Source organism: Desulfobulbaceae bacterium (genome assembly GCA_015231515.1).
In the GTDB taxonomy this organism is placed as follows: Bacteria; Desulfobacterota; Desulfobulbia; order Desulfobulbales; family VMSU01; genus JADGBM01.
Map to the genome: position 1 here is coordinate 79,702 of JADGBM010000001.1, position 14,385 is coordinate 94,086.

Below are 14,385 nucleotides of genomic sequence, written 5' to 3' on the forward strand. Positions count from 1 at the left end.
AGCTCTCTTATAAATGCCTTCAGAGATCCGGCAAGCTCAGTTCTTTACTGGGTTTGCCGGACTTTCCACACCCCAGTGTTAGTTTCTCACGTTCGATTTTTCTTACTAATCACGGTTTTTTTCTGCCTGCATCTGTGGGCAGAACAAGGCTTTGGTGCTGAGGGGAATCCACCTGCGCCTGCAACCATTGATACCCATCAAGTCAGTCCCTTCCACAAAGCTGTTGCCACCTTAATTGACAATGGTGGTTTCATCTTTACTACCACCGGCAACAAATTGGTTGAACATAATCGTTATACCCTGTTCACACCAGCGTCTATCCTCAAGATTGCAACAGCCTCTGCCGCCGTTGCTGTCCTTGGGCCTCAATATCGTTTCAGGACAGCTTTTTATCAAGACCAGAACAATGATCTGTTCATCAAGGGCTATGGTGATCCTTTTTTAACATCTGAAGAGATCGCAGCCATCTGGAATACTCTTACCAAACTGGGCATCCGCCCTTTTAAGCGGCTGTATATTGACAACTCCTACTTTAACCTTGAGTCGTCAACAACCGATGGAGCCAAGGGCTCCAAAAATCCATATGATGCGCTTAACGCATCTCTTTCTGTAAATTTTAACGCTTTACCAATTAAAGTCACAAATGATGGTGTTGTCTCCCTTGAACCGCAAACGCCGTTCATCCCCTTAATGTCTGAATACGCAGTTGGTCTATCTCAAGGAAAACACAGAATAGCTATATCGAAAAACAAGCAGGATATAGCAGCCTACGTTGGGCAACTCTTTGTTCATTTAGCTCCTTTTAACAGTCCTGAACCAATACGTATCGAAGAAAAAACCGTACCGCCTGGATTTACAGCCATTTACGAACATCAATCGACAAAATCATTAGCTGAAATTATCAGTTCCTTACTGCTTTACTCCAATAATTTTATTGCAAACCAGCTTTTTTTATCCTGTGGAGCCGTACAATATGGCCCACCTGCCACATGGAAAAAAGGACGGGATACTTTAGAACTGTTTCTCTCTGAAAATATCGGAATCGTAAAAGATCAATTTGTTATTGAAGAAGGATCAGGGTTATCTCGCAAAAACAAGCTGACTCCGGAGGCGATGCTTCGAATTCTTGAGAATTTCAAACCATATTCGAACCTGCTGCCACGAGAAAACTCCTTATCGATAAAATCAGGAACACTTAAGGGCGTTTACTCCTACGCTGGTTACGTTAATAACGATTCAGCCCCGGCACCTTTTGTGATCATGTTGAATCAGAAGAGAAACACACGCGACGCCATTATCAGAAAATTAACCATAAAATAATGATTCATACCGTTACAGGGTCAAATTTTATGGTTGAATTTTATTTAGTAATAATTACTATAGGTTTTCAGAAATGCAACAACCTATAATAAAGGAGAGAAAAGATGAGTAAAACTATTGATAATCTATGGACTGCCTTTGCAGGAGAATCGCAAGCGAACCGAAAGTACCTTGCCTTTGCCGCCCAAGCCGACAAAGAGGGACACCCGCAAGCAGCAAAGCTGTTTCGTGCTGCTGCTGCTGCAGAAACAATTCATGCCCATTCACACCTAAAGGCGCTGGGAGTGGTAGGGACAACCCTTGACAATCTCAAAGCCGCGGCAGCTGGTGAAACTGAAGAGTTTGAGGATATGTATCCGGCTATGATTGTCACAGCAGAAGAAGAAGGCAATAAAGCGGCCCGACAATCATTTACCTTTGCTAACGAAGTTGAAAAAACTCATGCAGCACTTTACCAGAAGGCAATTGACGGTATCGATTCGATGACTGAATGCGATTACTATATCTGTAAAGTGTGCGGACATACCCACGAGCACAACGCACCAGAAAAATGCCCTGTATGCGGCGCCAATGCCCGTGCTTTTTTTAAGGCAGAATAACAGTTACCCTTCAAATTTGAAAAAAGTCCAGGTTGACAGAGATCTCAACCTGGACTTTTCAGGTTACCGTTCCAAGGCCTCAAGGTTTTTAATAATTTGCCGGATGAACATCCTGTTAATTCCAGGATAAAACCCTAAGCCCTTAAAAAACGGCTCTCCCTTAAACTCTTTCATAACAGAATCAACCTGTACACCGCCCGCCTCAAGCTCCATCGACCAGGAGGCCTCACCCTCAACAACTTCTGTAGCCATGATATCGTTCATTATATGATCTCCGGCGACATACATAAAGGGTATCAACCTGACCATCTTCGGGTTACATTGTTTAGCCTGACCAATGGCCTGATTACGAGTCAAAACCCCATCGACACCACCAATATAGACATTTTGATAGGCAGATGACAGATACCGATCAAGCCCGAGGTAGGTAGAAGTTGAACCAGAAAATGTCTCTGGTGTTCCGTGTACAACGAGTATATTGCAACCTTCTTTACTGGAGAGAAACTCTGGCTCAACTTGACTGACCGCCTCAAACACAAACGGCCATTCATGAAGCAGTGTTCCTCCAATAGTAATGTGAAGCCCAAGAAGTTCAAATGCCTCTGCTGCTTTTTCAACCTCTTCAAACTCTTGACCGGGAAAGATATGTAAAGACTGAACAACTATCTCCCGGTAGCCCTCATCGTCCAAGTCGGCAAGGGTCTGCGCCAAACTTATATAACGTCTATCCAGACCAGCCTCTTTAAATTTCTTATTTGCTCGCTCCCGCACAATTTCCGATGTAAAAGCCCAGCGAATTTCGTGATTTTTGTACTTTTCTGGGAGTTCATGCCTGAGTTGCTCCTCAAAAAAATCATAAGTAACTCGGGCCTTGGTCGTTGTACCAAATGCAGCTATAACGATGGCCGGATCACCCTTAATAGTTCGGCTCATCGCCTTTACATCCTGACCAAAGCCGCACCAGAGAATAGCAGTGACCACAATTATACAGCTCTTTATCAAGATAGTCATAGTAGGCCTGACAACCTTTTCCCTAAATGCTTTACGTAAAATTGATTGATAAACATCCCAATCATTAGTGTATCGAATAGCTTGTTTCACATAACAAATTTCCTGCTTACTCATAACAATCTCCTCATCCATGGTTTCAAGCAGGTCTGAAAAAAAAATCCCAGACCAATTTTAATAATTGACCTGGGTATCCCAATTTTTCCGCAGAATCGTAATTACAGCCTTATATCCTCGAGGCTGTGTTGTATTTTAGGCAGGTCTTCTGACTTTTCCGCCTTTACGACAGCCTTCCCAACCAGTATCGGTCAGTGGCAATAATCGGTCGTAAAGTTCCAACAGATACATTCGTTGGACGGAATTACAGCGGCGGGCCCGCTCCTGATTCTCACAGGATTCCCTATTAAGCTAAGCACCTAAAATTGATATAAATACCAACTAATCGAATTAAGCTTTCTTGCCAACAGAAAAATCAGATACTCGGAGATTTTTATTTTGTTAGTTATTTTAGCAGTCGAGATGGTTTGGAAGAAAACCGTAGTGATTGAGACCGTCAATGATTCCGGCAGCATACTTTTCGGGGCTGAAATAGATGCGGGGTTTCCCCTTGAGGTCTTCAAGTTCACGGCTGTGGTTGCCAACCACAACCCCACAGCTTCGGCCGCGAAGCATATCTTCGTCGTTTCCGGAATCACCTGCAACCATGACATTTTGGGGAGAAATTGCCCACTTATACTGAAGATATTTGATTGCTTTTCCTTTTGATGCACGATAGGGCAGGATATCTAAAAACTGGCCATGGGAAAATATTACCTGACAAAGAAGTTTCGCTGCCGCAAGGTGCTGGTGCACACGGGCCAGCAGTTCCGGGTCGTCTTTCATGTAGTAACTTATTTTAAAGGCCCTTTGTCCTTCTTGACCCTGGAGTCCGAGGAAATCAAGCCTTCCAAGAACGTCTCGTATCTGTTCCGGTTTCCAGTTTTTTGAGAGATGCTGCTGCCAGCCGCGATCAATACGCAGGTTTGGCCCATAATAGATCTCAGTACCGACTGAGCAGATAAGGACATCCGGAATTGGGATAAGCTGTTCGTTCATAATGTCGATTGTCAGCTCAAGACTTCGACCTGTGGCCACTCCCCAGGCCAACTTTCGGCTATTGCCTCGAAGAATATTGAGCAGCTGTTTTAAACTTCTTTTGTCGCCGGCCAGGGTATTGTCAATGTCTGAGATCAAAATTTTCTTTACAAGGTTCAGTCTCTGACCATAGGAAAGGGTTGCCCCTTCACCTTTGTTCACCACCGGCGGAACCTTTTTATCCGGTAAAAGCGCGATAAACTCTTCGACGCTCTTTTCACAGTGGGCATCCCAGGAATAGTGCTTCCCGACGCCGTTGATGCCGTTTTCTGAAAAGTGTTGCCACATGCTCCGATCGACAAGAATTGCTTTCAGCGCCTTAGCAATCTCCTCCGGGTTTGAAGGGTTGATCAGGGTGCCGTTTTGGCAGTTGGCGATAATGTCGATAGGGCCCCCATCATTGGTTGCCACCAGTGGCACGCCGCAGGCAGCCGCTTCAATGAGGGTAATGCCAAAAGGCTCCACCATGGCAGGATTGACAAACACACCGCCGCTTTCCGCGCATATTCTGTAAAGCTCTGGAACCTCAGAAGAAAAATCATGCTTTTTGGGGATGGCTAATTTGCCGTAGAGGTCAAATTGATCCATCAGGAGCAGCATGTTGGTGAGGACGTTCCGTTCATTGTCCTCCATGGTGGCAATATCTTTTCTAATGCCGGCAAAGACGGCCAGGTTGGCCATGGCCTGTAGTTCCTTATCCTGGCCATAGGCGGTGATCAGGCCGCAGATGTTTTTCCGGTGGTCAGGGCGGCAGAGCACAAGAATGAATGGTTTTTTGGGAACCGACCAGAAGCGGTGCAGTTCGCGGCGCAAAGCCACTCGGGCCTGCTTTGTACCTTCATCAATACTCTCCGGGGCAATCTCGTTATTATAATAGGGGTAGAAAACATCAAGGTCGATTCCCGGCGGAATGATTTTGAAAGACTTTATTTTAGAAAAATTACCATAGAGGCCATATTGCTTTTCGATCTCCTGATTGGTTGAGGTTATAATCAACTGGGCCGCCTCCATAATCTCTTCTTCAACGGCAATACGGGTTTTCATCTTAAGGTGTTCGTTGATTTTATCCTGTGCGATTCCATCTCCGAGCAGATTCACCTCTTTATTGCGCCCCAGCGAGTGACCGGTAAAGACAAAGGGGGCGGCAAAGGTTTCAGCCAGATTCATGGCAGCATAGCCCCCGTCCGCATAATGACCGTGAAAAATGTCCGGTAAGCGAAGTTGTTTTTTCAAAAAACGAATGGTTCTATCGACGAACTCCTCCATATGGGGCCAGAGCAGTTCTTTGCGGATATACTTTCTGGGCCCGCATTGTATCCTGACAATTCGGGCTTTTTCGCTTAAGGGCTCAATCTCTTCTGCATATGCAGGGGAAACCCTTTTGTCGATGATTAGTCTTGTGACAAGATCAACCTGGGAGACTAAAGGGTGCTCAGCAAGAGATTTGGCTAGTTCAAGAACATATTTTACCTGACCTCCGGTGTCGGCATCTCTGCCAAGTTCAGGAGAGTCTCCTCGTATGAGGCCGTGAATGCTGAAGAGCTGAATATAAAATCCTTTTGAGTCCATACTATACTCTCCCGTATGCTTGTGATCTGAATTGAGCGATACCAAAATGTAATCTGTTCTGCCTCTCACATGGTAATGTGAGACGATCCTTCCCTTCAGGACAAATCGTCTTGGATGTGCTTCATTACAGGTGTTGCGCCATGCTGAGAAGCAACGAAGGCGCCCCGTTTGTTGGCTTGGACAAGGCACTCCTGCCAATTGCGTTTGCGCAGAATGCCATTAATGAGAGCAGCAAAAAAGGCGTCACCGGCCCCGACGGGGTCTGCCACCTTTACCGGAAACCCGCCATGTTGAAACACACCGTCATGACAGACAAGCATGGCCCCTTTTCCACCAAGCGTGACGGCGAGAACCTCCAAATGGAATTTATCCAGAACCGCAAGAGCCATCTCTTCCAAGCCCCCTTCAGGAAGAGACGACCATTTATTTATGACCGCAAGTTCGTCTTCGTTCACCTTTCCAACATTGGCCTGCTCAAGCGAGTTGAGGACACATTCCCGGGGGGTGTAGGGCGGCCTTAAATTGACGTCATAGAAGACGGTCTCTGCCCCGGCTTGAAGGCTTCGGATGGTGGATTGGCTTATTGCTGAGCGCTGGGCCAAGGTGCCGCAGACCAGATGATAAGAGTTCTGGGTGAGTCTGCTAATCTCCGAGAGATGAATAAAGTCCCAGGCGGCCGGGGAGAGTATTTCAAAAGAGGGCTCGTTGGTGTCGTCCAGATGGACCAGAACCTGGCCGGTCGGATATTTGGGGTCGTACTGGATTGTATTAACTGTGAGGCCAAGCTGCTCGATTTTCTGAATGGCGGCTTGGCCGTATTCATCGTGGCCGACCTTACTTATGATGCGGGCGTTTTGCCCCATATCCTGCAAATGGTAAGCAACATTGAGCGGCGCGCCCCCTAATGCCTTTTTTGATGCAAAGATATCCCAGACAATTTCCCCGATGCAAATAATCATATTTATCCTTCATTTAATCATCGTTTAACATCGTTTAACAGGTATGATACCATAAAACAGATAAATAACGTGAAATAATTGTCCCAGGGAATTATGGTCATCAAACAGGTCTTTGTCTATCAGGACCAAATTTCTTTTGACGAGATTTACAAACCAGGGAGGGATTCATGCTATCGCAACTAACTGAATTTATTTTAAAAAACCGTGAAATCGTAGACAAACTTTTTCGGCGCTACCAGACCTCTGGGAAGAGTTTTTTGCTTAGAACCGACCTCTGGGATATATTTCAGGACTTTTGCAACGAAAATAACTCTTGTACACTTTTGCACTCCTCTTTCAGCCAAGCGATAGCAAAAACCCAGGAAGCAGCGATCTCCGATCAGTGGCTCTACCTTGACATTCGACCAAAAGCCGCCACTTGGCAACGTCTGCGCTATCACTTTGAGACGATGGAATTTGAAGAAATTCCCATTAGCGAGTTTTTATATTTCAAAGAGCAGCTTATTAACGGTCAATCCCATAAAAGGCCGTTGGTGGTCGACTTTAAACCCTTTGAACGATATTTACCAAAAATGAACCAGTCCAGTTCGATTGGCCGCGGTGTTGAGTTTCTGAATCGTCGACTTTCGGGGAGACTTTCCCATGATCTCATAAAAGGAGAGGCGCTCCTTCTCTCCTTCATGAAGGTCCACAATTACCAGGGCACGCCATTCATGATCAACAATCGGATTGACACGATTTCCGATCTTCGAAAGGCATTACAGCGAGGCATTGAGTTAACTGCTTCGGCCCAGGGTAATAAGAACTCAGGCCTGGGAGCACGTCTTCAGCAGTTTGGCTTTGAGCCAGGATGGGGGCGCACAGCAAAACAGATCCATGATAAATTCAGGTTGTTAGCAGATATTCTTGAGGCTCCAGACCATAGGAACCTTGAGCGGTTTCTCGGGAATATCCCGATGATCTTCAATATCGTTATTTTCTCCCCGCACGGCTATTTCGGGCAGGAGAATGTTTTAGGTCTGCCCGACACAGGAGGGCAAGTAGTCTATATTCTGGATCAGGTTCGTGCCCTCGAAAAGGAGATGAGAAAAAAGATTTATAGTCAGGGACTTGATATCGAACCAAAGATAATCATTGTGACCCGTTTAATTCCAGAGGCAGGTGATACTACCTGTGATCAGCCTCTGGAAAAGGTTGTGGGCACTGAAAATGTTCATATCCTTCGCGTTCCCTTTCGTGATGAGGGCGGGGCGGTTATTCCCCAATGGATTTCCCGATTTGAAGTGTGGCCCTATCTAGAAAACTTCAGCATGGAGGCTGAAGAAGCGGTGCTGTCCAGGCTCGGCTCAAGGCCTGATCTGATTATCGGCAATTATTCTGACGGTAATCTGGTGGCATATCTGATGGCCCAGAGACTTGGAGTGACTCAGTGCAATATTGCCCACGCCTTGGAAAAAACGAAATATCTTTACTCGGCACTGTATTGGCAAGAAATGGAAACTAATTACCACTTCTCCTGCCAGTTTACCGCCGATCTGATCGCCATGAATGCGGCTGATTTCATTATTACCTCAACTTTTCAGGAGATTGTTGGCAGCGACGAGAGTGTCGGCCAGTATGAAAGTTATTCCAGTTTCACCATGCCGAATCTCTACAGGGTTGTGGCTGGTGTGGATGTATTTGACCCCAAGTTTAACATCGTGTCGCCGGGTGCAGATAATACTGTCTATTTCCCGCACACCCAAAAGGGGAAAAGGTTTACAGTTTTAGCAGGAGAAATTGAAGAACTCCTCTTTGGCAATAATGGTAAAGGTGAGAGCCGGGGGATTATGAAAGAGAAAAACAAGCCAATTATCTTCTCCATGGCCCGACTGGATCATATTAAAAATCTCACAGGGCTGGTTGACTGGTACGGTAAAAATGAGCGTCTGCGCGATGCGGCAAATCTGCTCATTATTGGAGGATGCCTGGCCAGAGAAGACTCGGCTGACAGTGAAGAGCAAAAGCAGATTGACCTCATGCATGAACTTATGTCCCAGCATGGTTTAGATGAGCAGATGCGCTGGATAGGCGGTCGGCTTGACAAAAATCTCTCCGGTGAACTGTACCGAACCATAGCGGATCTGCGGGGAGTCTTTGTGCAGCCTGCCTTTTTTGAGGCCTTCGGCCTGACAATCATCGAGGCGATGGCCTCTGGACTACCGACCTTTGCAACGTGTTATGGCGGCCCGCTTGAAATTATTGAGGATGGAGTTTCCGGTTTTCATATTGACCCGAACCATGGCGGGATTGCCGCTGAAAAGCTAGTCGCCTTCTTTGAGCACAACAGAACCGATTCCGGGCATTGGCATAAACTGTCAAAAGGTGCCATACGGAGGGTAGAACAGCGCTATACCTGGAAATTGTATGCGAGCCGACTTCTCTCCCTCTCCTGCATTTACGGTTTCTGGAAATACGCAACAAATCTCGAGCGCCAGGAAACAGGGCGCTATCTTGAGATGTTTTATCATCTGCAGTTGAAACCTTATGCGGATAAAATTTTGAGATAATCACCACTTCCGTTTTACGATAATTTTCAAGACTATAAAGGTTTGATGGTCTCGCAGATAAGCGCTAGACTTCGAAAATCAGCTCGACATCCCCGGCTCGCTCTGAAACAAGTTTATTTCATTAATCGGTTAAAAAAACTTCTCTCTCAAACTCAACAATCGCAAAGTACCATTCATAAAGTTCAGGGTAGCTGTCGGTGGCGAACCCTGTCCATATTGCCCGACTTTGGCAGCCTGGTATGACAAGATCAATCTTCACTATTCTATTTATCCCTGGCACATAGTTCAAGCCTCAAAGATTATGAGGAACTTTCTAAAAATGGGCCTTGTCAGGATAATTTCACGGGGGTATCATGTATAAAATGACAACGCGACATGTGCTGGCGTTTACTATTTTCATTGAACACTCCTATGACAGATAAAATTCTCTTAGTTGACGACGACACCGAACATCTTGAAATGTTGGAAGATTGCTGCGCCCGTATTGGCTGCAACACCGTTTCTGCCAGTGGCGGAGAAAAAGCCGTTGAAATTTTAAAAAGCGATTCTTTTGCCATTGTTATTTCGGATATCCAGATGCCTGTCGTTGACGGTATAGGAGTTCTTGGATTTGCTAAAGAGCATGCCCCCGAGACTGACGTCGTCCTTATAACAGGATTCAGCGATAAGTACAGTTTTACTGATGTTATTAAAAAGGGAGCCACTGATTATCTAGAGAAACCTTTTACAAAGGATATTCTTGAAGCCAAAATTTTTCGAATTTTTAAAGAAAGGAGAGAGATTGCCAAGAGAAAATCCATTGAGAACATTTTAGAAAAAAAATCAAATGAACTTTCGACAAGGGTAAAAGAACTTGAATGTCTTTACAATATTAGTCAACTGCTCTACACCCATGATTTGCCGCTAGGCAAACTGTTTGATGGAGTTGTTCATTTGCTGGTAAAATCATTGCCAAGCCCCCAACACACCGTAGCCCGAATAACTTACGATAATAGGTGTTTCCAATCTATAAATTTTCGTGAAACCGCCTTGGGTTACAGAAAAGATATCTTTTGCCATGGTATGATGGTCGGCTCTTTGGAGATTTATTGCTCTAAAGAACATCCCACCGTTCCAGGCAGGTCACTTTTGGAAGAAAAAAGCTCGCTGATCTCATCGATAACAGAACGTCTCGGTAAAATCATTGCGAGGTACCGGGCTGAGGAGCAGTTAAGTGTTTTAAACGAGCAGCTAGAGGAAAAAGTAATGGTACGTACTGAAGCGCTTAACAAAGCTCTTCAAGACAAGAATAAAGCCCAGTCGGAACTATATGCCATTTTCAACTCTAATCCTGACGGTATCATTACCGTAGATTCGCGCATGATAGTAATGCATAAAAACAATGTACATATGTCGAGCCTTAAAATTGAAGAAGGTGAACCCTTCAGGTCGTTGGGCACTCATTTGCAAAAAGAATGTTTTAAGATTTTGAACTCAACCCTATTGGATCAAAAGGGAGTCAAAGACTACCGTGTCGAATATGAGGGTTTATCAGGAGCCCATCGAGTTAAACTGTTGAATACATCACTGCTCAAAAATGAAGAGCAGCAAATCTGCGGTGCCGTCTTGAATCTCCATGATATCACAAAACTGGCTCTTCTTGAGTCGGAACTGTCGGAAAGGCGTGGCTTTAGAAAAATAATTGGTGTTAGTGAGCAGGTTCAAAATGTCTACACGTTGATTCGGCAGGTAGCCAGTGTGGACACCACCGTTTTAATAACCGGTGAGACTGGTACCGGCAAGGAACTTGTTGTTGACACCTTGCATTCCAGCGGCGATCTCGCAAACAAACCTCTAGTAAAGGTGAATTGTGCAGGTCTTCCTGAAAATTTGCTGGAAAGTGAACTTTTTGGTCATGTCAAGGGCGCCTTCACCGGTGCCCACATTGACAGGATCGGCCGAATCCAGGCAGCCGAAGGCGGCATATTGTTCTTAGACGAGATTGGTGAAATCAGCCACCGGGTTCAACTCAGACTCCTTCGTTTTCTCGAACAAAAAGAGTATGAACGGGTTGGCGACTCAAAAACAATCATTGCAAATGTCCGGGTTGTTGCTGCCACAAATGCGAATCTTGAACAGCTGGTTAAGGAGAAAAAATTTCGGGAAGATCTGTATTATCGACTTCGCGTTTTTTGCATCAATCTCCCTCCCCTGCGCGAAAGGGGTCTCGATATCTCCTTACTCACGAAGCATTTTATTGAACTTTGCAATAAACGATTCAACAAAGAGGTTAAAGGCCTCTCACAGGCAGTCAGCACCCTGTTTTCAAACTATTCCTGGCCTGGAAACATTCGGGAACTAAAACATGCTATTGAGCACGCCTGCCTCCTTTGCAACCAGGACTACCTACTTTCTGAGCATCTACCAAACGGTTTATGGAGTAATGATGAAAACAAGAAAAATTTCATGAAGACGTCTCTACGTTCCATAAAGAAAGAAGAGTTTCTTGCGGCTCTTGAAAAAACCGACTGGAACAAGGCCAAAGCAGCACGAATGCTCGATATCAGCCGAAGCACCCTCTACACGAAACTTCAAGAACTTAACATCTCTCAATAATCCGCCACCAAGTTTTGAAACCCACCAAAAGCAAGATGTTCCATAAAAAGGGTGTCAAACTCACTGCTACTAAGAGTCAAGATGTTACTGTACAGTTTTACTATGCTTCCTGAAAAATTTATCCCTGCCCAAAACTAAAGGCTGGTTAGAGATATGTTGACTATAAGAGGCAACTAAAGCATCAACAAATTCTTAACTGAAAAAAACAAAATAGTTGCCATTTATCACCAAAATTCTCTGTTTTCTATCCCTTTTGACTTTTAAGTTGAGTAGGCCTACCATAAAGAGGAACACAATTTGATAATAATTAGCTATATAGGGAGGTAACTTTATGCCGTTTACTAAAATTAACTACATTAATTTACAACACTTTAATCCGTTTCATGCTACCCAAGAAGAATTGATTGCTCAATCTTTAAACGATTCAGGCCTAATAACGGAAATGACAACTATAAATGATGTTCCAGCACGTGAGTTACTTGAAATTTTCTTTGCTAAAAGAAATATGTACAGAAATGCAACACGCCTAGGTACAGTTTTGATTGAAAGCGGCAAGATTCCGCAAGAAAAATTGAAGGCAGCTCTTGAATATCAAAAAGAGAATAAAAATATGAAGCTCGGTGAAATACTTATTAAGTTAGGTGTTAACACTGAAGAAGAAATCGAAAGTTCCCTGCAAATTCAAAGCAAAAAAAGAGCAGGCACATAATCGTAAATATCAGCATATTGAATCTAGGTAGACTTGATATTTACTGAGAATATTCAAATGCAAGATTCAACATAATCCGTATTTACGGGCAACGGACAGAGGTGGCAAGCTAGAGCCAGCTAGCACTTTGCACTGCGGGGAATCTGCATAGATAGCATATTGATTTTCTTTACCTGTTCAAGTGGCAAGATTTTGAAATATCTTGACCACTTGACAGTGTTGGAATTGACCAAACTTTCATGGAGGAGTTTGACTCGATAGGATGTAAAGAGCAGAAAGGAATAGTTTGACCGGAACAATTACTCTATACTAGTTGCTGCTATGCCAAACACAACTTTAAAAATGACAAATCCAAGAATATTACTCGATTGCCTCAGAAATTGTATTGTAAAGACCGTTAGCATTAAAAGGTTTGGCCAAACATTTATTAACACCAGCCGCCTCAGCTAACTTGACTCTATCTGCCCCAGTTTCATCAATAATTAAAATACAAGGTATGTTCTTTATTTTTTCTGTGGCACGAACTCTTTTCAGCAGGTCCAACCCACTTAATCCGGATAAGTCCCACTCGGAAATTAACAGATCAATTTTATTTCCCTGTAAAACCATTAGAGCACTCGCTGCATCAGCTACTGCTATAACTTCATCAAATTTTAACTCACGCAATAAAGACCGTAATATTTTTCTGGTAGCTTCCTTTTCATCTACAATAAGAGTTTTCATGTGTGAAAAGGTTTTCCCGAGATCCTTGCGTCCAATAAGTGTTGTTGAAGAACCATGCTTAAAAACGCTAATTTGTTTTTTGAGTTCTGAATTTTCTTTCATGACCCTAATATTATCATCAGTAGTATTTCTTAATCGAGAAGCAAGTACCTCCGCAAAAATACGATAGATCATGTAACAGAAATTAATTTGTTTGGTTTTAAGCTTCTCCTCAATTAATGATGCATTAAATTCTAGAATCATTACTTTGGAATCTGCCCGGATAGTAGCGGATCTTGGAGAACCATCAATAACCCCCATCTCTCCGAACATGTCGCCACACCTCCTTAACATAGCTATTTTATGGCCATCTTTCTCTATGGCCAAGGCCCCTTTAATTAAAAAATAAACCCAAGAGTCAAGAGCACCTTCCTTAATTATGACCTCAGAGGGCTCATACTCACAAATTCTTCCGACATTTAACAAAGATCGAATATCCTTGTCAGTAAACTCACTAAATTTGTTTATTTTTCGGAGTACATTTATGACTTTCAGATTATCCTTGCTGACTTGGAGATCTTTCATAATATTTTGTAGTGTTTAAAAGTCATAAATGTATTTCTTGGACGGTGTGGAGTTATGTTTCTATTTCATGCAATAAGTGCGAAATGAATGTGCTAATTATTCTATACCTGTAAATATTCGGTTTGCCCTGAAAGGGCCAGAACATACCAGCCCAGGGCAACGCCCTGGGGACTGGAATAGTACAGATAGCCCTGAAAGGGCCAGAACATACCAGCCCAGGGCAACGCCCTGGGGACTGGAATAGTACAGATAGCCCTGAAAGGGCGTGACATCTGACCCTGCCTGTTTTAAGCCTATGTTACGCCCTTTCAGGGCTATTTATTAAATGTTCCTATATCCCAGGGCGTTGCCCTGGGCTAGTATGTTACGCCCCTTTGGGGCTGAGGAAAAACACCCGCTAGGGAGGAAATGTTGCTACTTAACTGTTTTTAGCTCAAGCCGAATATTTACCTATACCTAACAAATCATCAATCAGGACTATAAGCTCTCTGATTTTGGGTTTATTTGTGAATACATCCGCTCCGGCCTCTTTGCACTTTGCAGCCATTTGTTCATCGATAAGCGAGCTGAAGAGTGCTACCGGAATTTCTGAGAGACCTAACTCTTTCTTTATATGTCTGCAGAGTGTAAGCCCGTCCATCTTGGGCATTTCAATG

Annotated in this window: 10 protein-coding genes, 1 pseudogene and 1 riboswitch; of the genes and pseudogenes, 5 read left to right on the forward strand and 6 right to left on the reverse strand. The window is 44.0% G+C overall.

Annotation, left to right across the window (positions count from 1 at the left end):
• Positions 1 to 75 precede the first annotated feature (75 nt).
• Both HQK80_00350 and HQK80_00355 read left to right on the forward strand, forming a co-directional pair.
• A complete protein-coding gene (locus HQK80_00350) occupies positions 76 to 1,320 on the forward strand; it encodes a D-alanyl-D-alanine carboxypeptidase (GenBank protein MBF0220675.1) in 1,245 nt (414 codons plus the stop codon).
• A gap of 104 nt (positions 1,321 to 1,424) precedes the next feature.
• Positions 1,425 to 1,919: a rubrerythrin family protein gene (locus HQK80_00355; GenBank protein MBF0220676.1), complete on the forward strand. Its 495-nt coding sequence runs from the start codon at positions 1,425 to 1,427 to the stop codon at positions 1,917 to 1,919.
• Positions 1,920 to 1,982: 63 nt separating this feature from the next.
• Here HQK80_00355 and HQK80_00360 read toward each other — a convergent pair whose 3' ends face one another.
• The 3 genes from HQK80_00360 to HQK80_00370 form a co-directional block, all read right to left on the reverse strand.
• Positions 1,983 to 3,044 carry a sirohydrochlorin cobaltochelatase gene (locus HQK80_00360; GenBank protein MBF0220677.1) on the reverse strand — a complete coding sequence of 354 codons (1,062 nt, stop codon included), beginning with the start codon at positions 3,042 to 3,044 and terminating at the stop codon, positions 1,983 to 1,985.
• Between the two features lie 120 nt (positions 3,045 to 3,164).
• Positions 3,165 to 3,362, reverse strand: a riboswitch (cobalamin riboswitch).
• A 72-nt stretch (positions 3,363 to 3,434) separates the two neighbouring features.
• Positions 3,435 to 5,630, reverse strand: coding sequence for an HAD-IIB family hydrolase (locus tag HQK80_00365; protein ID MBF0220678.1), 2,196 nt, complete (start codon positions 5,628 to 5,630; stop codon positions 3,435 to 3,437).
• A 95-nt stretch (positions 5,631 to 5,725) separates the two neighbouring features.
• Entirely contained in the window at positions 5,726 to 6,589 is an 864-nt protein-coding gene (locus HQK80_00370; GenBank protein MBF0220679.1) for a carbohydrate kinase, read from the reverse strand.
• 167 nt (positions 6,590 to 6,756) lie between these two features.
• On the opposite strand from HQK80_00370, the gene HQK80_00375 reads away from it, so the two are divergent.
• From HQK80_00375 to HQK80_00385, 3 genes are all read left to right on the forward strand, one after another.
• Positions 6,757 to 9,138: a sucrose synthase gene (locus tag HQK80_00375; GenBank protein MBF0220680.1), complete on the forward strand. Its 2,382-nt coding sequence runs from the start codon at positions 6,757 to 6,759 to the stop codon at positions 9,136 to 9,138.
• A 411-nt stretch (positions 9,139 to 9,549) separates the two neighbouring features.
• The gene (locus HQK80_00380; GenBank protein MBF0220681.1) at positions 9,550 to 11,733 is read left to right on the forward strand and encodes a sigma 54-interacting transcriptional regulator; all 2,184 of its coding nucleotides are present in this window, start codon (positions 9,550 to 9,552) and stop codon (positions 11,731 to 11,733) included.
• A gap of 331 nt (positions 11,734 to 12,064) precedes the next feature.
• The gene (locus tag HQK80_00385) at positions 12,065 to 12,442 is read left to right on the forward strand and encodes a hypothetical protein (protein MBF0220682.1); all 378 of its coding nucleotides are present in this window, start codon (positions 12,065 to 12,067) and stop codon (positions 12,440 to 12,442) included.
• Between the two features lie 360 nt (positions 12,443 to 12,802).
• On the opposite strand, the gene HQK80_00390 is transcribed toward HQK80_00385, so the two are convergent.
• From HQK80_00390 to HQK80_00400, 3 genes and pseudogenes are all read right to left on the reverse strand, one after another.
• The gene (locus HQK80_00390; protein MBF0220683.1) at positions 12,803 to 13,729 is read right to left on the reverse strand and encodes a response regulator; all 927 of its coding nucleotides are present in this window, start codon (positions 13,727 to 13,729) and stop codon (positions 12,803 to 12,805) included.
• 101 nt (positions 13,730 to 13,830) lie between these two features.
• Positions 13,831 to 14,001 (reverse strand): hypothetical protein, encoded by a 171-nt coding sequence (locus tag HQK80_00395; GenBank protein ID MBF0220684.1) that lies wholly within the window; start codon positions 13,999 to 14,001, stop codon positions 13,831 to 13,833.
• A gap of 161 nt (positions 14,002 to 14,162) precedes the next feature.
• Positions 14,163 to 14,385, reverse strand: a pseudogene (locus HQK80_00400) (response regulator).

Coding starts and splice junctions, on each gene's coding strand:
- HQK80_00355 (MBF0220676.1), top strand. CDS start 1,425: ATGAGTAAAACTATTGATAATCTATGGACTGCCTTTGCAGGAGAATCG.
- HQK80_00360 (MBF0220677.1), bottom strand. CDS start 3,044: ATGAGTAAGCAGGAAATTTGTTATGTGAAACAAGCTATTCGATACACT.
- HQK80_00365 (MBF0220678.1), bottom strand. CDS start 5,630: ATGGACTCAAAAGGATTTTATATTCAGCTCTTCAGCATTCACGGCCTC.
- HQK80_00370 (MBF0220679.1), bottom strand. CDS start 6,589: ATGATTATTTGCATCGGGGAAATTGTCTGGGATATCTTTGCATCAAAA.
- HQK80_00375 (MBF0220680.1), top strand. CDS start 6,757: ATGCTATCGCAACTAACTGAATTTATTTTAAAAAACCGTGAAATCGTA.
- HQK80_00380 (MBF0220681.1), top strand. CDS start 9,550: ATGACAGATAAAATTCTCTTAGTTGACGACGACACCGAACATCTTGAA.
- HQK80_00385 (MBF0220682.1), top strand. CDS start 12,065: ATGCCGTTTACTAAAATTAACTACATTAATTTACAACACTTTAATCCG.
- HQK80_00390 (MBF0220683.1), bottom strand. CDS start 13,729: ATGAAAGATCTCCAAGTCAGCAAGGATAATCTGAAAGTCATAAATGTA.
- HQK80_00395 (MBF0220684.1), bottom strand. CDS start 14,001: ATGTCACGCCCTTTCAGGGCTATCTGTACTATTCCAGTCCCCAGGGCG.